The organism is Citrobacter sp. TBCP-5362, from assembly GCF_005406305.1.
In the GTDB taxonomy this organism is placed as follows: Bacteria; Pseudomonadota; Gammaproteobacteria; order Enterobacterales; family Enterobacteriaceae; genus Citrobacter_B; species Citrobacter_B koseri.
Map to the genome: position 1 here is coordinate 3,381,188 of NZ_CP040234.1, position 21,700 is coordinate 3,402,887.

The following is a 21,700-nucleotide window of genomic DNA, read 5'->3' on the forward strand; positions in this document are numbered from 1 at the left end:
ACCGCCTTATCCGGCCTACAAGACCGCATTGTCCGTAGGCCGGATAAGCGCAGCGCCATCAGGCATCACAACTTAATCGCGGAAGTTTTTGAACTGGAACGGCTGTCCCAAATCCCCGCCGCGCACCAGCGCCATGACGGATTGCAGATCGTCACGGGATTTTCCGGTCACACGGATCTCTTCCCCCTGAATTTGCGCCTGCACTTTCAGCTTGCTGTCTTTAATCAGCTTCACGATCTTCTTCTGAACCGCGCTTTCAATGCCCTGCTTCAGCTTCGCTTCCACAAACCAGGTTTTACCGCTGTGGACAAATGCTTCCGGCACATCCAGCGAACTGCCTTCAATGCCGCGCTTGAGCAGCTTCGCGCGCAGAATATCCAATAGCTGATTCACCTGGAAATCCGATTCGCTCAGTACTTTGATGGTTTTGTTCGCGTCGTTTAATTCAAACGTGGCCTCAACGCCACGAAAATCAAAGCGTGATTCGACTTCGCGAGTCGCATTATCTACTGCGTTACGCGCTTCCTGAAGATCGACTTCAGAGACAATATCGAAAGATGGCATCTTTTCCTCTCCCTTCGTTTTTGATGCGAAGCATAATACCCGTAACGAGACATAACGAGAAGCTTAGCTGATGGCGCTATACTTAGGCCATAACACCTGGCGCTGTTGCAGGTGAGGAGGAACAATGAAAATTACCGTACTGGGATGCGGAGCCTTAGGGCAACTTTGGCTTACAGCGCTGTGCAAACATGGACATGAAGTACAGGGTTGGCTGCGCGTACCGCAACCCTATTGCAGCGTGAATCTGATAGAGACGGACGGTTCAATATTTAACGAATCCCTGACGGCGAACGATCCTGATTTTCTGGCCAACAGCGATCTGCTGCTGGTCACGCTGAAAGCCTGGCAGGTCTACGATGCCGTAAGAGGTCTGGTCGCCATTCTGCCTGAAACCACGCCGATCCTGCTGATTCACAACGGGATGGGCACAATCGAAGAGTTGCAAAACATCCCGCAGCCGTTACTGATGGGTACCACGACGCATGCCGCCAGACGCGACGGGAATGTCATCATTCATGTCGCCAACGGCACTACCCATATTGGCCCGGCGCGTGAGCAGGACGGGGACTACAGCTATCTGGCCGATATTTTGCAGGGCGTGCTGCCTGACGTCGCCTGGCACAACAACATTCGCGCAGAGATGTGGCGCAAACTGGCGGTAAACTGTGTGATTAATCCCCTTACCGCGCTATGGGACTGCCCCAACGGCGAATTACGCCACCACCCGGAAGCGGTAATGGCGATATGTCAGGAGGTCGCTGCGGTTATCGAGCGCGAAGGACACCATACGTCGGCGGATGATTTACGTTATTATGTCGATCAAGTGATTGAGAGTACGGCAGAAAATATCTCGTCTATGTTGCAGGACATGCGTGCCCTGCGTCATACCGAGATCGACTATATTACGGGTTATTTGTTAAAACGCGCCCGCGCGCATGGCATCGCCGTCCCGGAAAATGCCCGTCTGTTTGAAATGGTAAAGCGAAAGGAGAGTGAGTATGAGCGCATCGGCACTGGTATGCCTCGCCCCTGGTAGTGAAGAGACCGAAGCGGTCACCACTATCGATCTGCTGGTTCGTGGCGGTATTCAGGTCACGACCGCGAGCGTCGCCAGCGACGGAAATCTCACCATAGTCTGTTCGCGTGGCGTAAAACTGCTGGCGGATGCGCCGCTGGTCGAGGTGGCCGACGGCGATTACGACATCATTGTATTGCCTGGCGGCATTAAGGGGGCGGAGTGTTTTCGCGACAGCCCGTTGCTGGTCGAAACCGTTAAGCAGTTCCACCGTTCCGGGCGTATTGTCGCCGCGATTTGCGCAGCGGCCGCCACGGTTCTCGTTCCGCACGATATCTTTCCCATCGGCAATATGACCGGATTCCCGGCGTTGAAAGACAACATTCCCGCCGAACAGTGGCAGGATAAACGTGTGGTGTGGGACCCGCGCGTGAAGCTGCTGACCAGCCAGGCGCCAGGAACGTCGATTGACTTCGGACTGAAAATTATCGATCTGCTGGTTGGCCGCGAAAAAGCCCATGAAGTGGCGTCACAGCTGGTGATGGCGGCGGGAATTTATAATTACTACGAATAGCGCCGGATGGCGGTGCGTAGGCCGGATAAGGCGGTTACGCCGTCATCCGGCAATACGTTGCGCCTGATAGCGCGATGCATATCAGGCCTGTAATCGTGCTAACAATTACGGACGATACACCTTCACATTCTGGAAGCCCTGCTCACGCAGATAGAGCGCCTGCAAACGGCTCATCACGCCGCGTTCACACCACAGCAGCCAGGTTTTGCTCTGGTCGAGATCGCCAAACTTCGTGCTCAGCTTGTAGAACGGCAGAGAAACCACATCCACGCCTTCGATTTTCAGCGGTTTGTCATCCTGCTCATCAACGGAGCGAATATCCAGAATCACGTCGTTCGGGCCAAAGCCGCTGACGGTTTCCACTTCCACCACGTCCTGCCCGGTCTGTTGGGCGATTTCGCGAATATCGACATTGCTCGCTTCCTCAACCACTTTATCGAGAATGCTAAAGTCGAAGTGCTCTTCTTCCGCTTCAATCTTCGCCTTGATCGCTTTCACCGTCGGGCTTTTCGAGATAACGCCGCAGTATTCCGGCATCGTGCGGGCAAAATCTTCCGTACCAATCTGGCGCGCCAGGTTGATGATGTGCTCTTTGTCGTAAGAGATCAGCGGGCGCAGGATCAGCGTATCGGAAACGTTGTCGATAAGACGCAGGTTAGTCAGCGTCTGGCTGGAAACCTGCCCCAGCGCTTCACCCGTCACCAGCGCCTGGACGCCGTAGCGCTCCGCCACTTTCGACGCCGCGCGCACCATCATGCGCTTCAGCACCACGCCCATCTGACCATCATCGACTTTTTCGAGGATCTCGCCGACCACCGGTTCAAAGTTGATGGCGACAAAACGCACGCGATGCGAACTGCCAAAGCGGTTCCACAGGTAATGCGCCACCTGGCGAACGCCGATTTCATGCGCCGCGCCGCCGAGGTTAAAGAAGCAGTAGTGTACGCGGCAGCCGCGACGCATCAGCATATAGCTGGAAACGCCGGAGTCAAAACCGCCGGAGATCAGCGACAGGACATCTTCCTGGGTGCCGATCGGGAAACCGCCGATACCTTCGTAACGGCCTTTAATCAGCAGCAGACGATCGTCTTCCACTTCCAGATGTACCGTCACATCCGGGTTGGTCAGCTTCACGCGCGCCGATTCAATATGCTGATTTAAACCGCCGCCGACGTAACGTTCCACCTCAATGGAGCTAAACTCATGCTTACCACGACGTTTAACGCGCACACAGAAGGTTTTGCCCTCAAGCCGATCGCGATACTGCACCAGCGCTTTCTCAAAGATATCGTGCATATCAGTGAACGGCACATCTTCGACTTCGAGAATATGGTGGATGCCCGGAATACGGGTCAGCGCGTCGCGAATCGCCAGGCGTTGATTTTCATCTTTGGCGCGAACTTCAATGTTATCCCAGTGGCGAACAACGGCGAGGGTCTCATCGTAGTGCTTTAACACGTTACGGATGTTCCCGGTCAGAATTTTTATAAAGCGCAAACGCACAGATTGGCTTTTGATAGTGATTTCCGGGAACAATTTAATGATAAACTTCATGGCGGCAATGGTTCTTAAGCAAGCATCAAGGCTTGTCGTGGAGAAAAGAGTACAGCAGCCCATACATGGAGCTGCATCCAGGCGCGGAAGTATACCACCATCATGGTCGTCCTGTGCACATTGCGCGTTATTTGATAATTGCTCTGAGTCCGTTACCATATCAGAGCTGAAAATATTGAGAGTCAGATATTCATTATGCCGAAGAAAAATGAGGCGCCCGCCAGCTTTGAAACAGCGCTGAGCGAGCTGGAACAGATTGTTACCCGTCTGGAAAGCGGCGACCTGCCGCTGGAAGAGGCGCTGAACGAATTTGAACGTGGCGTGCAGCTGGCGCGTCAGGGGCAGGCAAAGTTGCAACAGGCCGAACAGCGTGTGCAGATTCTGCTGTCTGACAATGAAGATGCATCTCCTGAGCCTTTTACACCGGATAATGAGTAAATGGATTTTTCGCAGCAGCTACAGGCCTGCGTCGAGCAGGCCAACCAGGCGCTGAGCCGTTTTATCGCACCACTGCCCTTTCAGAACACTCCCGTGGTCGAAACCATGCAGTATGGCGCATTATTAGGCGGTAAACGTCTGCGCCCGTTCCTGGTTTACGCAACGGGCAGGATGTTTGGCGTAAGCCTGTCCACGCTGGATGCTCCGGCAGCCGCCGTTGAGTGCATTCACGCTTATTCGTTGATTCATGACGATTTACCCGCGATGGACGACGACGACCTGCGTCGCGGTCTGCCGACCTGCCACGTCAAATTTGGCGAAGCGAATGCCATTCTGGCCGGAGATGCCCTGCAAACGCTGGCGTTTTCTATCATTAGCGATGCCCCGATGCCGGAAGTGGCCGACCGCGACCGCATTGCTATGATTTCTGAACTGGCGAACGCCAGCGGCATCGCCGGAATGTGCGGTGGCCAGGCGTTGGATCTTGCTGCCGAAGGGAAACAGGTGCCGCTGGAGGCGCTGGAGCGTATCCATCGTCATAAAACGGGCGCGCTGATTCGCGCTGCGGTTCGTCTTGGCGCGCTAAGTGCCGGAGAAAACGGACGAAACGCCTTGCCGATACTCGATAAGTACGCAGAAAGTATCGGCCTTGCCTTCCAGGTCCAGGATGACATTCTGGATGTGGTGGGCGATACTGCAACGTTGGGTAAACGTCAGGGTGCTGACCAGCAACTTGGCAAAAGTACCTACCCTGCACTTCTGGGCCTTGAGCAAGCCCGGAATAAAGCCCGGGATCTGATCGAAGACGCCCGTCAGTCGTTAACGCAGCTGGCAGACCTCTCACTCGATACCTCGGCACTGGAAGCGCTAGCGGACTACATAATCCAGCGTGATAAATAAACAAACAACAAGTCTTACTTAATAGGCCTCTGATGAGTTTTGATATAGCCAAATACCCGACCCTGGCACTGGTCGACTCCACTTCGGAGTTACGCCTGCTACCAAAAGAGAGTCTGCCGAAACTCTGCGACGAACTGCGCCGCTATTTACTCGACAGCGTCAGTCGTTCCAGCGGACATTTCGCCTCCGGGCTGGGCACGGTGGAGCTCACCGTGGCGCTGCACTATGTCTATAACACCCCGTTTGACCAGTTAATCTGGGACGTGGGGCATCAGGCTTATCCGCACAAAATTCTCACCGGGCGTCGGGATAAAATAGGCACCATTCGCCAGAAAGGCGGTTTGCACCCCTTCCCGTGGCGCGGTGAAAGCGAATACGACGTACTGAGCGTCGGCCACTCCTCTACCTCCATTAGCGCAGGCATTGGCATTGCGGTCGCCGCAGAAAAAGAAGGCAAAGACCGTCGCACCGTTTGCGTCATTGGCGACGGGGCGATCACCGCCGGGATGGCGTTTGAAGCGATGAACCACGCGGGCGATATCAAGCCGGACATGCTGGTCATTCTCAACGACAACGAAATGTCGATCTCGGAAAACGTCGGCGCGCTGAACAACCACCTGGCGCAGCTGCTTTCCGGCAAGCTCTACTCGTCCCTGCGTGAAGGCGGGAAGAAAGTGTTCTCCGGCGTGCCGCCAATCAAAGAGCTACTCAAACGTACCGAAGAACATATCAAAGGCATGGTCGTGCCAGGCACGCTGTTTGAAGAGCTGGGCTTTAACTATATCGGCCCGGTCGATGGTCACGACGTGCTGGGGCTGATTACCACGCTGAAGAACATGCGCGATCTGAAAGGCCCGCAGTTCCTGCATATCATGACCAAAAAAGGTCGTGGCTATGAACCGGCGGAAAAAGATCCGATCACCTTCCACGCGGTGCCAAAATTCGATCCGTCCAGCGGCTGCCTGCCAAAAAGCAGCGGCGGCCTGCCGAGCTATTCAAAGATCTTTGGCGACTGGCTGTGCGAAACCGCCGCCAAAGACAGCAAGCTGATGGCGATCACCCCGGCAATGCGCGAAGGTTCCGGCATGGTGGAGTTTTCACGTAAATTCCCCGACCGCTACTTTGACGTGGCGATTGCCGAGCAGCATGCTGTGACCTTTGCCGCCGGTCTGGCAATCGGTGGTTATAAGCCGATCGTGGCGATCTACTCCACCTTCCTACAACGCGCCTACGATCAGGTGCTGCATGACGTCGCGATCCAAAAACTGCCGGTGATGTTTGCTATCGACCGCGCCGGTATCGTCGGCGCTGACGGGCAGACGCACCAGGGCGCGTTCGATCTTTCTTACCTGCGCTGCATCCCGGAAATGATCATTATGACGCCGAGCGATGAAAACGAGTGCCGCCAAATGCTGTACACCGGCTATCACTATAACAATGGCCCAACGGCAGTGCGTTATCCGCGTGGCAACGCCGTTGGCGTGGAACTGACGCCGCTGGAAAAACTGCCGATCGGCAAAGGACTCGTCAAACGTCAGGGTGAAAAACTGGCAATTCTGAACTTTGGTACGCTACTGCCGGAAGCGGCAAAAGTCGCCGAATCCCTGAACGCGACCTTAGTCGATATGCGCTTTGTGAAGCCGCTGGATGAAACGTTGATTCTGGAGATGGCTGAACGTCACGAAGTGCTGATCACGCTTGAAGAGAACGCCATTATGGGCGGCGCGGGCAGCGGCGTTAACGAAGTGCTGATGGCGCATCGTAAAGTCGTTCCGGTACTGAATATCGGCCTGCCGGACTTCTTTATCCCGCAGGGTACACAGGACGAGGCTCGCGCGGAACTCGGTCTGGATGCCGCCGGAATTGAGGCCAAAATCAAGGACTGGCTGGCATAATCCCCTCCTCGCTCCTGCTATGCTTAATCAATAACGGGTATAACAGGAGCGGAACAATGCAATACAACACCTTAGGAAAAACAGATCTACGGGTTTCTCGCCTTTGTCTGGGCTGCATGACGTTCGGTGAACCGGATCGCGGCAATCACGCCTGGACGCTACCGGAAGAAAGCAGCCGCCCCATCATTAAGCGCGCGCTTGAAGGCGGTATTAACTTTTTTGATACCGCCAATAGCTATTCCGCAGGCAGCAGCGAAGAGATTGTGGGTCGCGCGCTGCGTGATTTCGCCCGCCGCGAAGAAGTGGTGGTCGCCACCAAAGTTTTTCATCGCGTCGGCGACCTGCCAGAAGGATTATCCCGCGCGCAAATCCTGCGTTCCATTGATGACAGCCTGAAACGTCTGGGTATGGACTATGTGGATATCCTGCAAATTCACCGCTGGGATTACAACACGCCGATAGAAGAGACGCTGGAAGCGCTGAATGATGTGGTGAAGGCCGGTAAGGCGCGCTATATCGGCGCCTCCTCCATGCACGCCGCGCAGTTTGCCCAGGCGCTGGCGCTGCAAAAACAGCACGGCTGGGCGCAGTTTGTCAGTATGCAGGATCATTACAATCTCATCTATCGCGAAGAAGAGCGCGAAATGCTGCCACTGTGCTATCACGAAGGGATCGCGGTGATTCCGTGGAGCCCGCTGGCACGAGGACGACTGACGCGCCCGTGGGGAGAAACCACCGCACGTTCGGTATCCGATGAGTTCGGCAAGACGCTGTACAGCGAGAGCGATGAGAATGACGCACGGATTGCAGAGCGTCTGACGGGCGTCAGTGAGGATCTTGGCGCAACGCGTGCGCAGGTGGCGCTGGCATGGCTATTGAGTAAACCAGGCATCGCTGCGCCGATTATCGGTACATCGCGGGAAGAACAGCTGGATGAGTTGCTCGGCGCGGTGGATTTGACGTTGAAGCCAGAGCAGATTGCCGAGCTGGAAACGCCATATAAACAGCACCCGGTGGTCGGGTTTAAATAATATTGCCCGATGAGCATGTAGGCCGGATAAGGCATGTATGCCGCCATCCGGCCATACCACGCCCGATGGCGCTACGCTTATCGGGCCTACAGGTTTAAAACAACCCGATGGGCCAATGGTGCCCAATGAAATAAAGCAGACCGGCGGAAATAACCCCTGCGACGATATCGTCAACCATTATCCCCATTCCGCCGTGTACGTTACGGTCGAACCAGCGAATCGGCCAGGGTTTCCACATATCCAGAATACGGAAAATCACAAATCCGGCGGCAACCCACTGCCAGTCCATCGTAGGGAGCGCCATCAGGGTGATCCACATCCCGATAAACTCATCCCAGACAATACTGCCGTGATCGTGAACGCCCATATCCTTCGCCGTTCGGTGGCAAAGATAAACGCCAATACAGATCCCCAACATCACCACCAGCGAGTAGAGCTGCCAAGGCAGAAATGTCATCAGATACCAGAATGGGATCGCCGCTAACGACCCCATTGTTCCCGGAATAATCGGGCTGAGGCCGCTGCCAAACCCGGTAGCCAGCAAGTGCCACGGGTTACGCAGGCTCAGCCGACTTTTGGCAACATCTTTATGGCGTGGCAAAATGGTCATATCCTTTCCAGTCAAAAGTGACAGGCTTTCCGTCACGCATGAAGCTGATGCCTTCCACATCCGCACTCATTTGTCCGATGCAGGTAAACGGTACGCCAAGATTCCCCAGCGCCACATCCAGCGCGCCACGGTTCAACTCCGGTACAGTGAAGCATAATTCATAATCTTCACCGCCCGAAAGCGCCCAGCGCAGCGCCTGCTCGGGATCAACATGACGGGTAACCGCCTCAGAATACCGCAGCGCATCCACATCCACCCGCGCGCCACAGCCGCTGGCGTTAACGATATGCCGTAAATCAGAAATCAGGCCATCGGAAAGATCGATCGCCGCATTCGCCAGGTCGCGCAGAGCTTGCCCCTGCAAAATACGCGGCGTCGGGCGCAGGTGCCGCTTAATCAAGTAATCTGCGTCTTTCGCATCCGCCACCTGTAAGCGATGCTGTAAAATCGCCAGCCCAGCGGCGCTGTCCCCCGGCGTGCCGGTGATGTAAATCCTGTCGCCAGGTTTTGCCCCGGAACGCTTGAGCGCGCGTCCCACGGGCACATAGCCATGAATACCCAGCGTCATCGACAGCGGCCCACGCGTGGTGTCGCCGCCAATCAGCTGCATATCGTAGTAATTCAGCAGGTCAAACAGGCTGTCGCTAAACGCTTCCAGCCACGCTTCGTCAACGTCCGGCAACGTCAGGGCCAGCGTCAGCCAGGCCGGATCGGCCCCCATCGCCGCCAGATCGCTTAAGTTAACCGCCAGCGCTTTCCAGGCCAGATCGGCAGGATCGATATCAGTCAGGAAATGGTTGCCCGCCACCAGCGTATCGGTACTGATCGCCAGCGTCTGTTTTTCAGGAATATTCAGGAGAGCGCAATCGTCACCGATACCGGTTTCGACGTCGAGACGAGAGCTTCTAACACGGTCAAAATAACGGGCAATCAGGGAGAACTCGCCGCATGCCATACGTTATGCCTCAGCAGAAAAAAAGAAAAGGCCGGAGATAGCGGGAATACATCCCGCCACCAGCCGACCTGGAGATTACTTTTTGTTGGGGCGAATCACAGGTGCTGCTTTGTCCAGTACGCCGTTGACGAACTTGTGGCTGTCTTCGGCGCCGAAGGTCTTCGCCAGTTCAATCGCTTCGTTGATGGCCACTTTATATGGCACATCACTACGTTTAGACAGTTCAAACAACGCAATACGCAGCACAGCTTTTTCTACCTGACCCAGCTCTTCCAGCAGACGAGACAGGTACGGTTTCATCAATCCGTCCAGGTACGCGCTGTTAGTCGCCACCCCGGACAGCAGTTCACGGAAATACAGAACGTCGACATCTTTTACGTCCTGTTCCGCCAGGAACTGGTATTCAACATCAGCGATGTCGTTCTGGGACAACTGCCAGGAGTAGAGCGCCTGAACGGCACACTCACGAGCGCGGCGACGAGCAGCAGGTTTCACGGATTTCCCCTTACAAAAATCAGGCCTTGATGGCTTTCAATACATTAATCATTTCAAGCGCGGTCAGTGCGGCTTCCGCACCTTTGTTGCCAGCTTTAGTGCCAGCACGTTCGATGGCTTGTTCAATACTTTCAGTGGTCAGAACACCAAAGGCTACCGGGATTTCGCTGTCCTGGGCGACATGCGCCAGGCCGTTGCTTGCACCGCCAGCCACATATTCAAAGTGCGCGGTACCGCCACGAATCACTGTACCCAGCGCAATCACCGCGTCATATTTACCGGTTTTTGCCAATGCGCCAGCCGCCAGCGGCAGTTCATACGCGCCAGGAACCCAAACCACGGTAATATTTTCATCTTTTACCTGACCAATACGCTTCAGGGCGTCAATCGCGCCTTCCAGCAGGCTGTCATTGATAAAATTGTTGAAACGCGCAATGGTGATGGCGACGCGAGCGTCCGGGGTAGCAACGTTAGCTTCAATAATGTTCATATTCTTCCTTCGGGTTCGATATGGCCCCGCAGGGGGGCGGATTTTATCATAATACTCGACGCGCCGCTTCTCTATTTCGAAGCCTTTACGCGGGAATCAAATGCAGGCAAACATCCGGGCCTACATGGCGTATCTCGTTGAATTTAAAATGGGGTGCCTCGCTCAGTTTCTCAAGCCCCGGCAGCACACATAATCCTCGCGCATCACTTCCTAACAGTTTAGGCGCAACATAGACGATAAGCTCGTCCACCACGCCCGCCTGCAACAGCGCGCCCGCAAGCACCGGCCCGGCCTCCACCCAGATGCTGTTAATCTGCTGTTTACCCAACAGCATCATCAGCACCACCAGATCCAGATGACCGTTATGCTCCGGCACCCGCAGGCTGCGAACCGTCTCAGGCCAGATGCGGGAATCGTCCTGTGTACGGGCAAACCAGGTTTCTCCCGGCTGCTGCACAATACGGTGCTCCGGCGTCACGCGGTTTTGGCTATCGAGGACAATGCGAATCGGCTGACGCAGGTTTTCCTGCGGATAGAGAGTCTGGGTTGAGGCATCCAGTTCAGGCCACCGAACCGTTAACGCCGGGTCGTCGGCCAGCACCGTCGCGCTGCTGGTCAGAATCGCGTGGCTTTGCGCCCGTAAACGCTGCACATCGCGCCGCGCCTGCGGGGAGGTAATCCACTGGCTTTCACCGCTGGCCATCGCCGTGCGGCCATCCAGCGATGCGCCGAGCTTGAGCTGCACATACGGGAAGCCGGTGCGCATCCGCTTGAGGAAACCTTTGTTCAGCTGTTCCGTTTCGCTCATCATCAGCCCGTGGCTGACGTCGATCCCCGCCTGCTGCAAACGGTACAGCCCACGTCCCGCGACCTGCGGATTGGGGTCCTGCATCGCCGCAACGACCCGCGCCACGCCAGCGGCAATCAACGCATCGCAGCACGGCGGCGTACGGCCATGATGGCTGCACGGTTCAAGCGTGACATACGCGGTCGCGCCTTTGGCTTTGTCTCCCGCCATACGCAGCGCATGGACTTCAGCATGCGGTTCACCCGCGCGATGATGGTAGCCTTCGCCAACGATTTCGCCATCTTTGACGATCACACAGCCTACATTCGGGTTCGGGTGCGTGGTGAAACGCCCGCGCTGCGCCAGCTTCAGCGCACGCGCCATGTAAAACTCATCCAGCATGGCTTAATCCTGTAGGCGAGCAATCTCTTCGCCGAATTCTTTGATGTCTTCGAAACTCCGATAGACGGAGGCAAAGCGGATGTAAGCCACTTTATCGAGCTTTTTCAGTTGCTCCATCACCAGGTTGCCAATCATTTTGCTGGGAACTTCGCGTTCCCCGGTGGCTCGCAGCTGTGATTTGATGTGATTCAACGCCATTTCGACGTCATCAGAGCTAACAGGGCGTTTTTCCAGCGCTCTTAGCATACCGCTGCGCAACTTCTCTTCGTTGAAAGGTTCACGCACATCGTTACTTTTCACTACGCGCGGCATAACAAGCTCTGCCACTTCAAAGGTAGTGAAACGTTCATTACAGACCAGACACTGCCGACGGCGGCGTACGGAAGAGCCCTCACCCACGAGACGAGAGTCAATAACCTTAGTGTCTACGGCGAAACAGAATGGGCAATGCATACGGCGTCCTGACCAGGTGGTTAACAGAAATCTATTTTACCCTGAACTGGCGCGACAACAAAGGCGGAGCACTTTTGAGACAAAGGATCGATACCTTACGCCCCTTTGCGATCTACCATTAGGGTATCGCGACCATGAAGGAAATAATCTACATGACAAGACGTTACCTAAGAATTCTCCTGGTGGGAAGCCTCTTTAGCCTGAGCGCCTGCGCGCAGCAGAGCGAAGTTCGCCAGATGAACCAAAGCGTCAGCACGCTGAATACGGAAATGGCGCAGTTAAACCAGGAAACCGTGAAGATTACTCAGCAAAATATGTTGAATGCGAAATCCACCAGCGGGGTCTATCTGCTGCCGGGTTCAAAAACGCCTGCCCGCCTGAACAGTCAGATCGGTACGCTGCGTATGTCCCTGGTGAATATCGCGCCAAATGCCGACGGCACACGCGTGACGCTGCGCATTCAGGGTGAGTCCAACGATCCGTTACCGGCGTTTAGCGGTACTGTCGAATACGGGCAGATTCAGGGCACCACGGATAACTATCAGGAAGTGAATGTCCAGAATCAACTGATTAACGCCCCGGCCAGCATCCTGGCGCCGAGCGATGTGGACATCCCGTTACAATTAAACGGATTGACGCCCGACCAGTTAGGTTTTGTCCGCGTTCACGATATCCAGCCTGTTAATCAATAAACCTCCGGCGGAGCGTTTTGTGCGTTCCGCAACATCCCTCCCCGGCTTTTTGTTACTCCCCTGACATCACCGCAATTTTTGCTAAAAGTTGGCAACATTCATGAAAGTCAGTACAATCGCCGCGCTTAAAGTACGCAAACGTGAACGCAATCGATTACGTAGATGATAGATCTGTGAAACAAGACATATTTTTGTGAGCAATGATTTCTATAATAGGCTCCGCAGAAACACGAAATATTTAGAAACGCAAATTGCGCCTTTTTCATTCCCTTCAAGGGATTTCAAACAGTGGCATACAATATGAAAAAAACATTACTTGCAGCCGGTGCAGTGCTGGCGCTCTCATCGTCCTTTACTGTTAACGCAGCAGAAAATGACAAACCGCAATACCTTTCAGACTGGTGGCACCAGAGCGTTAACGTCGTAGGCAGCTACCATACCCGTTTCGGACCGCAGCTCCGTAACGATACCTATCTGGAATATGAAGCATTCGCGAAAAAAGACTGGTTCGATTTCTACGGCTATATGGATGCGCCGGTATTCTTCGGCGGTAACACCAACGCGAAGGGTATCTGGAACCACGGTTCCCCGCTGTTCATGGAAATTGAACCGCGTTTCTCTATCGACAAACTGACCGGAGCCGACCTGAGCTTTGGCCCGTTCAAAGAGTGGTATTTCGCTAACAACTACATCTATGACATGGGTCGTAACAAGTCTGGCCGTCAGAGCACCTGGTACATGGGTCTGGGTACTGACATCGAAACCGGTCTGCCGATGAGCCTGTCTCTGAACGTCTATGCGAAGTACCAGTGGCAGAACTACCTGGCTGATAACGAAAACGAGTGGGACGGCTACCGTTTCAAAGTGAAATACTTCGTGCCACTCACCGAGCTGTGGGGCGGCAACCTGAGCTACATCGGTTTCACTAACTTTGACTGGGGCTCCGATCTGGGAGACTCTCAGTACCGTACCAGCAACTCTATCGCATCCAGCCACATCCTGGCGCTGAACTACGATCACTGGCACTACTCTGTAGTGGCTCGTTACTTCCATAACGGCGGACAGTGGGAAAACGGCGCTCAGCCGGTATGGCAATCCGAAACGGTTAAAGCTACCGGTTGGGGTGGCTACCTGGTTGTCGGTTACAACTTCTAAGCTGTTTACGCCCGGCCAGCACAACGCCGGGCACAGAAAGAGCACCGAACGCGCAACGCGCCGGTGCTTTTTTATTTCTTCTGATCCATCATCGCTTTCAGATTAGCGAAAGGGTTATGCATCGCAGCGCCGACATCTTTCTGCGCATCCTCCCCGGCAATAACGGTTGAGCCATACTGATCGGCTTCGGTATATTTCGAATGCTCATGATCGTGACAGTACAGACACAGCAACTCCCAGTTACTGCCGTCTTCCGGGTTATTGGTGTGGTCGTGATCGATATGATGGACGGTTAATTCGCGCAGGTTAGAGTAAACAAATTCGCGAGAGCATCGCCCGCATACCCACGGAAATAATTTGAGCGCCTTTTCACGATAGCCGTTTTCCAGCCGCGTATAGTTTTTAGGGATAATCGCCATAGTGACTCTGTATCTGCGTTGAATGTAGGGTTATGAGCAAGTTTAACACTCTGCGTACCCCATTGCCCGTGAAGGATGCAGAAGCCCGCTTAACCGCAGGCTTTTTTAGCGATAAAAAAATCCCGGCCATGCGACCGGGATTCCAGTAATAACGTGACTGCGTGATTAAGGCAGAATAGACGGCTGATCCGCCCCTTCTTTCTCAACTTTCTGCTGCAACATATGCTCGCGCTTCATGCCCAGCTTCAGCGCCAGCGCCGAGGCCACATAGATCGACGATGCCGTACCGATAGAAACACCAATCAGCATGGTCAGAGAGAAGCCTTCCAGTACCGGACCACCGAAGAGGTACAGCATCAGAATCACCACTAACGTCGTCCCGGAGGTGATCAACGTACGGTGCAGCGTCTGGGTCAACGACACGTTAAAGATTTCGTAAGGCGTCCCGCGACGAATTTTGCGGAAGTTTTCACGAATACGGTCAGATACCACGATACTGTCGTTCAGCGAGTAACCGATAACCGACATCAACGATGCAACGATCGTCAGGTCGATCTCAATATGGAACAACGACAGAATCCCTAAGGTGATAATCACGTCGTGCGCCAGCGCGATAACCACCCCCGCCGCCAGTCGCCACTCAAAGCGGAAACCGACATAAATGAGGATAGAGATCAGCGCGACAATCAGCGCCATCGCACCGGTTTGCGCCAGATCGGCGCCCACGCTCGGCCCGACAAACTCAATACGCTTCACGGCGGCGTTCTGGCTGGTGGCTTCGTTAATGACACTCAGCACCTTGCTACCCAGCACCTGACCGCCGTCTTCACCTTCCGTCGGCGGCATACGCACCATAATGTCGTGGCTGCTACCGAAGTTCTGCAACAGCGGCTCGGCAAAGCCCGCTTTTTCCAGCGCATCACGCATCACGTCCATTTCGGCCGGTTTTTCCAGCGTGATTTCGATAACCGTACCACCGGTAAAATCGAGACCCCAGTTAAAACCGCGCACGCCCATCACCACGATGGCCGCAATCAGCAGGAAACCAGAGATGCCGAAAGCCCAGTAGTCCCAGCGCATAAAGTCATAGACTTTACGGCCGTGGTTCAATTGTTCAACAGTATATTCCTGTGCCACATCGCACTCCTCAGATTGACAGCTTGTTGATGCGTTTGCCGCCATACAACAGGTTTACGATGGCACGCGTACCGACAATCGCGGTAAACATCGACGTCGCCACACCGATACCGGTAGTAATCGCGAACCCTTTAATTGCCCCGGTGCCGACTGCGTACAGGATGATGACTTTAATCAGCGTGGTAATGTTCGCATCGAAGATGGAACTGAACGCGCCTTTATAACCTTCATCAATCGCCTGCTGAACCGTACGCCCGTTGCTCAACTCTTCTTTAATACGTTCGTTGATCAGTACGTTGGCGTCGACCGCCACCGCAAGGGTTAGCACGATACCGGCAATCCCCGGCATACTCAGCGTGGCCCCCGGCAGCAGCGACATGATACCGACAATCAATACCAGGTTGGCCACCAGCGCGCTTGTCGCAATCAGACCGAACTTCTTGTAGAAGAAGATCATGAACAGGATGGAGACCACCAGACCGGCCAGACACGCTTCCAGGCCCTGTTTGATGTTCTGCATACCCAGCGTCGGGCCGATAGTCCGTTCTTCAACAATCTGAATCGGCGCAATCAGCGCACCGGCGCGCAGCAGCAGAGAGAGCTGGCGGGCTTCGTTCGGGTTGTTGATACCGGTAATACGGAAGCTGTTGCCCAGGCGAGACTGGATGTTGGCGATGTTAATCACCTCTTCCTGCTTCACCAGTACCGCACGGCCGTTGGCATCTTTCTTACCGCTGTCTTTGTACTCCACAAACAAGGTCGCCATCGGCTTGCCGATATTGTCTTTGGTGAAGTTAGACATGATGTTGCCACCTGCGCTATCCAGCGAGATGTTAACCTGCGGTTGGTTGTATTCGTCCTGGCTGGAAGTGGAGTCGGTGATATGGTCACCGGTCAGGATCACGCGTTTGTACAGCACAACCGGCTGGCCTTCGCGCGTCTGTTTCACTTCCGAGTCACCCGGTACGCGCCCGGATGCCGCCGCAGACTGGTCAACATTGGTGTTTACCAGACGGAATTCGAGGGTCGCGGTAGCGCCCAGAATCTCTTTCGCACGCGCGGTATCCTGAATACCCGGCAGCTCAACGACGATGCGATCCGCACCCTGACGCTGGACAACCGGCTCAGCCACGCCCAATTGGTTTACACGGTTACGCAGAATGTTGATGTTCTGCTGAACGGCATATTCACGCGCTTCGCTCAGACGCGCATCAGACATGACCGCACGCAGCACCGTATTGCCCTGGCTGGTAATCACCAGATCGCGGTGACGCCCGCTCAGATAAGAGATCGCTTCATCACGCGCTTTGTTATCGCGGAACGTGATGCTCAGACCGTAGTTATCTTCTTTGCGAACAGTGGTATAAGGAATGCCTTTTTCACGCAGGTCGCTGCGCAGGCTATCGATATTTTGCTCCTGAAGCTTACCTAACGCGGTGTCCATATCCACTTCCATCAGGAAGTGAACGCCGCCACGCAGGTCAAGGCCAAGTTTCATCGGCTCGGCTTTAATGGCCGCCAGCCAACGAGGCGTTGCCGGAGCAAGGTTAAGCGCCACGACGTATTTATCACCCAGCACGCCAACCAGCGCTTCACGGGCGCGCAGCTGGATGTCGGTGGTGTCGAAGCGCGCAAGAATAGCGCCCTCTTCCAGAGCCACAGACTTAGCGGTAATTTTTTCTTCTTGTAACGTTTTCTGGACCTGGATCAGCGTTTGCTCACTGGCGGCGACGCCGCGCGCGCCAGTGATTTGAACAGCCGGATCCTCACCATACAGGTTGGGAAGTGCGTAAAGCAGGCCGACGACAATCACGACGACCAGCATGATGTACTTCCACAAAGGATAACGGTTTAACACGGCAGTTCCCTTTGGGAAAACAATAGATTACAGCGCCTTCATAGTGCCTTTCGGCAGAACGGCAGCTACGAAGTCACGTTTGATAACCACTTCAGTGGTGTCATTCAGCGCGATAACGATGTAGCCGGATTCCGCTACTTTCGTTACACGACCCACCAGGCCACCGTTAGTCAGCACTTCATCGCCTTTTGCGATGGAGCTCATCAGGTTTTTGTGTTCTTTGGTGCGCTTCTGCTGTGGACGCAGGATCATGAAGTAGAAAATCAGACCAAACACCACCAGCATCAAAATCAGAGACATCGGGCTGCCCTGCGCCGGAGCACCTGTTGCCGCTACCGCATCAGAAATAAAAAAGCTCATTAAATTTCCCTCATTATTAAAATTAATCAACGTTCAAAGGTGGAACAGGTCGACCCTGACGTTGGTAAAAATCGGTCACGAAGCTCTCTAATTTACCCTCTTCAATAGCCTTGCGTAAACCCGCCATCAAACGCTGGTAGTAACGCAGGTTATGAATCGTGTTGAGTCGCGCGCCCAATATTTCGTTGCAACGGTCGAGATGATGCAAGTAGGCACGCGAATAATTGCGACAGGTGTAGCAATCACACTCGGCATCGAGCGGGCTGGTGTCGCTTTTATGCTTCGCATTACGAATTTTCACCACGCCGTCAGTCACGAACAGGTGACCATTACGGGCATTGCGTGTTGGCATAACACAGTCAAACATATCGATACCGCGACGCACGCCTTCCACCAGATCTTCCGGTTTGCCGACGCCCATCAGGTAACGAGGTTTGTCCGCCGGGATTTGCGGGCAGACATGCTCCAGAATGCGGTGCATGTCTTCCTTCGGCTCACCCACAGCCAGACCGCCGACAGCGTAGCCATCAAAGCCAATCTCTACCAGACCTTTGACGGAGATATCGCGTAAATCTTCGTAAACGCTGCCCTGAATGATGCCAAAAAGCGCATTTTTGTTGCCCAAACCATCAAAACGGTCGCGGCTACGCTTCGCCCAGCGTAAAGACATCTCCATAGAGCGTTTAGCATAGTCCCAGTCCGCCGGATACGGCGTACATTCGTCAAAAATCATGACGATATCGGAACCGAGATCGTACTGAATCTCCATGGATTTTTCAGGATCGAGGAAAATCGGATCGCCGTTGATCGGGTTGCGGAAATGCACGCCCTGCTCGGTGATCTTGCGAATATCGCCGAGGCTGAACACCTGGAAACCGCCGGAGTCCGTCAGGATCGGGCCTTTCCACTGCATGAAATCATGCAGATCGCCATGCAGTTTCATGATTTCCTGACCCGGGCGCAGCCACAGGTGGAAGGTGTTGCCGAGAATAATTTGTGCGCCAGTGGCTTCAACTTCTTCCGGCGTCATGCCTTTAACGGTGCCATACGTACCGACAGGCATAAAAGCAGGCGTTTCCACTACGCCACGATCAAACACCAGGCGGCCACGGCGAGCGCGTCCGTCGGTAGTATCCAGTTCGAATTTCATTTTCTCTCCATACGCCAGAAAAACAGTCTGACGTTTAAACCTGTGCCGCGAACCTACTTCCCGACACGCTCATTCAAAGCCTGCGGATTGTACGTGATAAACATCGCGTCCCCGTAGCTAAAAAAGCGATAATTTTGTTCTACCGCAGCCTTGTACGCATTCATCGTGTGCTGATAACCCGCAAAAGCGGACACCAGCATAATCAGCGTCGATTCCGGCAGATGGAAATTGGTCACCAGCGCATCAATCACTTTGTATTGATAACCTGGGTAGATGAAGATTTGCGTATCGCCGAAGAACGGTTCGATCAGGTCGTTTTTCGCCGCCTGCGCCGCACTCTCCAGTGAGCGTACCGAGGTGGTGCCTACCGCGATGATCCGATTGCCCCGCGCTTTTGCCGCCAGCACCGCATCAACCACCTCCTGCGGGACTTCGGCGTACTCCGAGTGCATGATGTGATCTTCAATGGTCTCCACACGCACCGGCTGGAACGTCCCCGCGCCGACGTGCAGCGTCACAAACGCCATCTCAATGCCTTTTTCGCGCAGCGCGGCCAGCAGCGGATCGTCAAAGTGCAAACCTGCGGTTGGCGCGGCAACGGCCCCCGGTTTTTCACTGTAGACCGTCTGATACAACTCACGGTCGGCGTCTTCATCCGGGCGGTCGATGTACGGCGGCAGCGGCATATGGCCGATCGCGTTGAGAATCTCCAGAACCGGGCGCGCGTCGTTGAACTCAACTTCAAACAGCGCGCCATGACGCGCGGTCATGGTGGCGTTAATGCTTTCGTCATCGCCCAACAGCAGTTCCGCGCCCGGTTTCGGCGCTTTGGAAGCGCGAATATGCGCCAGAATGCGTTTGTCATCCAGCATCCGCTCAACCAGCACTTCAATCTTGCCGCCGCTGGCTTTACGGCCAAACAGACGCGCCGGGATGACGCGGGTATTATTAAAGACCAGCAGATCGCCAGGGTTGAGCTTATCGAGCAGATCGGTGAAAGTACCGTGCGTCAGCGCGCCCGTCGGCCCGTCCAGTGACAGCAAGCGGCAACGACTGCGCTCAGGCTGCGGATAGTGGGCAATCAGGGATTCGGGTAATTCAAAGGAAAAATCGGTAACGCGCATGACACTGACTCAGACTAAAATAAGAGGCGGGTAGTCTAGTGCCGGGGCGCGCTCCCTGCAACCGTTACCCCTCAAGTTAAGAGATATAAGCTATAGACAAAATCATTCAGGATGCATCGAGGCGGCAACTGAATAAGTCCCCAGGCGCTTACTCAAGTAAGTCGCTGGGGTGAGGCCCGGGGATGGGCCGAGTAACTCGCAGCCAACAAAGAGGCAGTTTGAAGGATGAAGTGGATATGAATTTTCTTGCACACCTGCACTTAGCGCATCTCGCCGACAGCTCGCTTTCCGGCAATTTACTGGCCGATTTTGTTCGGGGAAACCCGGAGGCTAATTTTCCCCCTGACGTGGTGGAAGGGATTTATATGCATCGACGGATTGACGTCATGACCGATAATCTGCCGGAAGTGCGTGAAGCGCGGGAATGGTTTCGCAGCGAAACCCGTCGTGTAGCCCCCATCACTCTGGATGTGATGTGGGACCACTTCCTGTCGCGCCACTGGGCGACAATATCTCCCGATTTCCCGTTGCAGGCGTTCGTGGGCTACGCCCATGCGCAAGTCAGCACTATTTTGCCCGACTCGCCGCCGCGTTTTGTGAATCTGAACGATTATCTGTGGTCGGAAAAGTGGCTGGAGCGTTATCGCGATATGGATTTTATCCAGAATGTCCTCAACGGGATGGCGAATCGCCGCCCACGCCTCGATGCCCTGCGCGACTCCTGGTACGATCTGGATGCGCACTACGATGCGTTAGAAGCGCGCTTCTGGCGCTTCTACCCGCGCATGATGGCGCAGGCGCGTCAGAAGTCGCTTTAGCTGCCTGATAAGCGTAACGCCATCAGGCAAAAAATTGATAGGTGAAACCTGTCTCATTGATTGTCAGCACCGCGTTGAGTTGCCCTCTTCCCCTCCCTATACTTGCCCGCGTTGCGTTCCAAACCCCTTAACTTTGCAGGAGTATTTATATGGTACTGGTTACTCGTCAGGCCCCGGACTTCACAGCAGCCGCCGTACTGGGTAGCGGTGAGATCGTTGAAAACTTCAACTTCAAACAGCACACCAACGGCAAAGCAACCGTTCTGTTCTTCTGGCCGATGGACTTCACCTTCGTTTGCCCGTCTGAACTGATTGCTTTCGACAAACGTTATGAAGAGTTCCAGGCGCGTGGCGTAGAAGTTGTCGGCGTTTCTTTTGACTCTGAATTCGTCCACAACGCATGGCGTAACACCCCTGTCGATAAAGGCGGCATCGGTGCAGTGAAATACGCAATGGTTGCTGACGTGAAGCGTGAAATCCAGAAAGCCTACGGTATCGAACACCCGGAAGCGGGCGTTGCCCTGCGCGGTTCTTTCCTTATCGACGCCAACGGCGTGGTTCGTCACCAGGTGGTTAACGACCTGCCGCTGGGCCGTAACATCGACGAAATGCTGCGTATGGTTGACGCGTTGCAGTTCCACGAAGAGCACGGCGAAGTGTGCCCGGCACAGTGGGAAAAAGGCAAAGAAGGGATGAACGCCTCTCCAGACGGCGTGGCAAAATACCTGACTGAAAACGTCGCCAGCCTGTAATCGGCTCGAATTGAAAAAAGCTCGCTATGGCGAGCTTTTTTATTGCGCTTATCAGGCCTACAAACATGTCGC

24 protein-coding genes are annotated in these 21,700 nt (G+C 54.6%); 10 read left to right on the forward strand and 14 right to left on the reverse strand.

Annotation, left to right across the window (positions count from 1 at the left end; translation table 11 throughout):
• Positions 1-72: 72 nt before the first annotated feature.
• A complete protein-coding gene (locus FD428_RS16160; protein WP_012133556.1) occupies positions 73-564 on the reverse strand; it encodes a YajQ family cyclic di-GMP-binding protein in 492 nt (163 codons plus the stop codon).
• A gap of 124 nt (positions 565-688) precedes the next feature.
• On the opposite strand from FD428_RS16160, the gene panE reads away from it, so the two are divergent.
• Complete coding sequence (gene panE, locus FD428_RS16165) at positions 689-1,600, forward strand: 2-dehydropantoate 2-reductase (protein ID WP_012133557.1); 912 nt, start codon at positions 689-691, stop codon at positions 1,598-1,600.
• Positions 1,563-2,153, forward strand: a complete 591-nt coding sequence (yajL, locus tag FD428_RS16170; RefSeq protein ID WP_012133558.1) for a protein deglycase YajL — start codon at positions 1,563-1,565, stop codon at positions 2,151-2,153. The genes panE and yajL overlap by 38 nt, the downstream gene beginning before the upstream one ends.
• A gap of 105 nt (positions 2,154-2,258) precedes the next feature.
• On the opposite strand, the gene thiI is transcribed toward yajL, so the two are convergent.
• On the reverse strand, positions 2,259-3,707 hold the full coding sequence (gene thiI / locus FD428_RS16175; RefSeq protein WP_049008398.1) for a tRNA uracil 4-sulfurtransferase ThiI: 1,449 nt from the start codon (positions 3,705-3,707) through the stop codon (positions 2,259-2,261).
• A gap of 195 nt (positions 3,708-3,902) precedes the next feature.
• Here thiI and xseB point away from each other — a divergent pair, with 195 nt between their 5' ends.
• Genes xseB through yajO form a run of 4 tightly spaced genes read left to right on the forward strand, consistent with a single transcriptional unit; the run spans position 3,903 to position 7,971 of the window.
• A complete protein-coding gene (xseB, locus tag FD428_RS16180; RefSeq protein ID WP_012133560.1) occupies positions 3,903-4,145 on the forward strand; it encodes an exodeoxyribonuclease VII small subunit in 243 nt (80 codons plus the stop codon).
• Positions 4,146-5,045 carry a (2E,6E)-farnesyl diphosphate synthase gene (ispA, locus tag FD428_RS16185; RefSeq protein ID WP_012133561.1) on the forward strand — a complete coding sequence of 300 codons (900 nt, stop codon included), beginning with the start codon at positions 4,146-4,148 and terminating at the stop codon, positions 5,043-5,045. It abuts the gene before it with no gap.
• A 32-nt stretch (positions 5,046-5,077) separates the two neighbouring features.
• The gene (dxs, locus tag FD428_RS16190) at positions 5,078-6,940 is read left to right on the forward strand and encodes a 1-deoxy-D-xylulose-5-phosphate synthase (protein ID WP_114847709.1); all 1,863 of its coding nucleotides are present in this window, start codon (positions 5,078-5,080) and stop codon (positions 6,938-6,940) included.
• Between the two features lie 56 nt (positions 6,941-6,996).
• The gene (yajO, locus tag FD428_RS16195) at positions 6,997-7,971 is read left to right on the forward strand and encodes a 1-deoxyxylulose-5-phosphate synthase YajO (RefSeq protein ID WP_024130596.1); all 975 of its coding nucleotides are present in this window, start codon (positions 6,997-6,999) and stop codon (positions 7,969-7,971) included.
• Between the two features lie 94 nt (positions 7,972-8,065).
• On the opposite strand, the gene pgpA is transcribed toward yajO, so the two are convergent.
• The 6 genes from pgpA to nrdR form a co-directional block, all read right to left on the reverse strand.
• The gene (gene pgpA / locus FD428_RS16200) at positions 8,066-8,581 is read right to left on the reverse strand and encodes a phosphatidylglycerophosphatase A (RefSeq protein ID WP_012133564.1); all 516 of its coding nucleotides are present in this window, start codon (positions 8,579-8,581) and stop codon (positions 8,066-8,068) included.
• On the reverse strand, positions 8,559-9,536 hold the full coding sequence (thiL, locus tag FD428_RS16205) for a thiamine-phosphate kinase (protein ID WP_114847708.1): 978 nt from the start codon (positions 9,534-9,536) through the stop codon (positions 8,559-8,561). The genes pgpA and thiL overlap by 23 nt, the downstream gene beginning before the upstream one ends.
• A gap of 75 nt (positions 9,537-9,611) precedes the next feature.
• Positions 9,612-10,031, reverse strand: a complete 420-nt coding sequence (gene nusB / locus FD428_RS16210; protein WP_000801129.1) for a transcription antitermination factor NusB — start codon at positions 10,029-10,031, stop codon at positions 9,612-9,614.
• Positions 10,032-10,050: 19 nt separating this feature from the next.
• Positions 10,051-10,521 (reverse strand): 6,7-dimethyl-8-ribityllumazine synthase, encoded by a 471-nt coding sequence (gene ribE, locus FD428_RS16215; RefSeq protein WP_001021161.1) that lies wholly within the window; start codon positions 10,519-10,521, stop codon positions 10,051-10,053.
• Between the two features lie 85 nt (positions 10,522-10,606).
• Positions 10,607-11,710, reverse strand: coding sequence for a bifunctional diaminohydroxyphosphoribosylaminopyrimidine deaminase/5-amino-6-(5-phosphoribosylamino)uracil reductase RibD (gene ribD / locus FD428_RS16220; RefSeq protein ID WP_058668695.1), 1,104 nt, complete (start codon positions 11,708-11,710; stop codon positions 10,607-10,609).
• Between the two features lie 3 nt (positions 11,711-11,713).
• A complete protein-coding gene (nrdR, locus tag FD428_RS16225; RefSeq protein WP_012904816.1) occupies positions 11,714-12,163 on the reverse strand; it encodes a transcriptional regulator NrdR in 450 nt (149 codons plus the stop codon).
• Between the two features lie 152 nt (positions 12,164-12,315).
• Here nrdR and FD428_RS16230 point away from each other — a divergent pair, with 152 nt between their 5' ends.
• Together FD428_RS16230 and FD428_RS16235 are read left to right on the forward strand one after the other, a co-directional pair.
• Entirely contained in the window at positions 12,316-12,855 is a 540-nt protein-coding gene (locus FD428_RS16230; protein WP_024130597.1) for a DUF3251 domain-containing protein, read from the forward strand.
• A 300-nt stretch (positions 12,856-13,155) separates the two neighbouring features.
• Positions 13,156-14,010, forward strand: a complete 855-nt coding sequence (locus FD428_RS16235; protein ID WP_012133569.1) for a nucleoside-specific channel-forming protein Tsx — start codon at positions 13,156-13,158, stop codon at positions 14,008-14,010.
• Positions 14,011-14,081: 71 nt separating this feature from the next.
• Here the strand turns inward: FD428_RS16235 and yajD are convergent, their stop codons facing one another.
• The 6 genes from yajD to queA form a co-directional block, all read right to left on the reverse strand.
• Positions 14,082-14,429, reverse strand: a complete 348-nt coding sequence (gene yajD / locus FD428_RS16240; RefSeq protein WP_047458501.1) for an HNH nuclease YajD — start codon at positions 14,427-14,429, stop codon at positions 14,082-14,084.
• Between the two features lie 165 nt (positions 14,430-14,594).
• The gene (secF, locus tag FD428_RS16245) at positions 14,595-15,566 is read right to left on the reverse strand and encodes a protein translocase subunit SecF (RefSeq protein WP_024130598.1); all 972 of its coding nucleotides are present in this window, start codon (positions 15,564-15,566) and stop codon (positions 14,595-14,597) included.
• Between the two features lie 10 nt (positions 15,567-15,576).
• Complete coding sequence (secD, locus tag FD428_RS16250) at positions 15,577-17,424, reverse strand: protein translocase subunit SecD (RefSeq protein ID WP_048902403.1); 1,848 nt, start codon at positions 17,422-17,424, stop codon at positions 15,577-15,579.
• A gap of 27 nt (positions 17,425-17,451) precedes the next feature.
• On the reverse strand, positions 17,452-17,784 hold the full coding sequence (gene yajC, locus FD428_RS16255) for a preprotein translocase subunit YajC (protein WP_012133573.1): 333 nt from the start codon (positions 17,782-17,784) through the stop codon (positions 17,452-17,454).
• 22 nt (positions 17,785-17,806) lie between these two features.
• Positions 17,807-18,934, reverse strand: coding sequence for a tRNA guanosine(34) transglycosylase Tgt (gene tgt / locus FD428_RS16260; RefSeq protein WP_012133574.1), 1,128 nt, complete (start codon positions 18,932-18,934; stop codon positions 17,807-17,809).
• Positions 18,935-18,987: 53 nt separating this feature from the next.
• Positions 18,988-20,058, reverse strand: a complete 1,071-nt coding sequence (gene queA, locus FD428_RS16265; RefSeq protein WP_012133575.1) for a tRNA preQ1(34) S-adenosylmethionine ribosyltransferase-isomerase QueA — start codon at positions 20,056-20,058, stop codon at positions 18,988-18,990.
• A gap of 236 nt (positions 20,059-20,294) precedes the next feature.
• Between queA and acpH the strand changes: the two genes are divergently transcribed.
• A complete protein-coding gene (gene acpH, locus FD428_RS16270; RefSeq protein WP_049009713.1) occupies positions 20,295-20,876 on the forward strand; it encodes an ACP phosphodiesterase in 582 nt (193 codons plus the stop codon).
• Between the two features lie 149 nt (positions 20,877-21,025).
• Complete coding sequence (locus FD428_RS16275) at positions 21,026-21,628, forward strand: peroxiredoxin (protein WP_012133577.1); 603 nt, start codon at positions 21,026-21,028, stop codon at positions 21,626-21,628.
• The last annotated feature ends 72 nt before the right edge of the window (positions 21,629-21,700 follow it).

What these genes read in the sequence shown, in the direction of transcription:
- yajL (WP_012133558.1), top strand. Translation starts at nt 1,563, where the DNA reads ATGAGCGCATCGGCACTGGTATGCCTCGCCCCTGGTAGTGAAGAGACC.
- tgt (WP_012133574.1), bottom strand. Translation starts at nt 18,934, where the DNA reads ATGAAATTCGAACTGGATACTACCGACGGACGCGCTCGCCGTGGCCGC.
- queA (WP_012133575.1), bottom strand. Translation starts at nt 20,058, where the DNA reads ATGCGCGTTACCGATTTTTCCTTTGAATTACCCGAATCCCTGATTGCC.
- FD428_RS16235 (WP_012133569.1), top strand. Translation starts at nt 13,156, where the DNA reads ATGAAAAAAACATTACTTGCAGCCGGTGCAGTGCTGGCGCTCTCATCG.
- ribE (WP_001021161.1), bottom strand. Translation starts at nt 10,521, where the DNA reads ATGAACATTATTGAAGCTAACGTTGCTACCCCGGACGCTCGCGTCGCC.
- pgpA (WP_012133564.1), bottom strand. Translation starts at nt 8,581, where the DNA reads ATGACCATTTTGCCACGCCATAAAGATGTTGCCAAAAGTCGGCTGAGC.
- yajD (WP_047458501.1), bottom strand. Translation starts at nt 14,429, where the DNA reads ATGGCGATTATCCCTAAAAACTATACGCGGCTGGAAAACGGCTATCGT.
- xseB (WP_012133560.1), top strand. Translation starts at nt 3,903, where the DNA reads ATGCCGAAGAAAAATGAGGCGCCCGCCAGCTTTGAAACAGCGCTGAGC.
- FD428_RS16275 (WP_012133577.1), top strand. Translation starts at nt 21,026, where the DNA reads ATGGTACTGGTTACTCGTCAGGCCCCGGACTTCACAGCAGCCGCCGTA.
- FD428_RS16230 (WP_024130597.1), top strand. Translation starts at nt 12,316, where the DNA reads ATGACAAGACGTTACCTAAGAATTCTCCTGGTGGGAAGCCTCTTTAGC.
- panE (WP_012133557.1), top strand. Translation starts at nt 689, where the DNA reads ATGAAAATTACCGTACTGGGATGCGGAGCCTTAGGGCAACTTTGGCTT.
- ispA (WP_012133561.1), top strand. Translation starts at nt 4,146, where the DNA reads ATGGATTTTTCGCAGCAGCTACAGGCCTGCGTCGAGCAGGCCAACCAG.
- thiI (WP_049008398.1), bottom strand. Translation starts at nt 3,707, where the DNA reads ATGAAGTTTATCATTAAATTGTTCCCGGAAATCACTATCAAAAGCCAA.
- FD428_RS16160 (WP_012133556.1), bottom strand. Translation starts at nt 564, where the DNA reads ATGCCATCTTTCGATATTGTCTCTGAAGTCGATCTTCAGGAAGCGCGT.
- acpH (WP_049009713.1), top strand. Translation starts at nt 20,295, where the DNA reads ATGAATTTTCTTGCACACCTGCACTTAGCGCATCTCGCCGACAGCTCG.
- nrdR (WP_012904816.1), bottom strand. Translation starts at nt 12,163, where the DNA reads ATGCATTGCCCATTCTGTTTCGCCGTAGACACTAAGGTTATTGACTCT.
- thiL (WP_114847708.1), bottom strand. Translation starts at nt 9,536, where the DNA reads ATGGCATGCGGCGAGTTCTCCCTGATTGCCCGTTATTTTGACCGTGTT.
- yajC (WP_012133573.1), bottom strand. Translation starts at nt 17,784, where the DNA reads ATGAGCTTTTTTATTTCTGATGCGGTAGCGGCAACAGGTGCTCCGGCG.
- dxs (WP_114847709.1), top strand. Translation starts at nt 5,078, where the DNA reads ATGAGTTTTGATATAGCCAAATACCCGACCCTGGCACTGGTCGACTCC.
- yajO (WP_024130596.1), top strand. Translation starts at nt 6,997, where the DNA reads ATGCAATACAACACCTTAGGAAAAACAGATCTACGGGTTTCTCGCCTT.
- ribD (WP_058668695.1), bottom strand. Translation starts at nt 11,710, where the DNA reads ATGCTGGATGAGTTTTACATGGCGCGTGCGCTGAAGCTGGCGCAGCGC.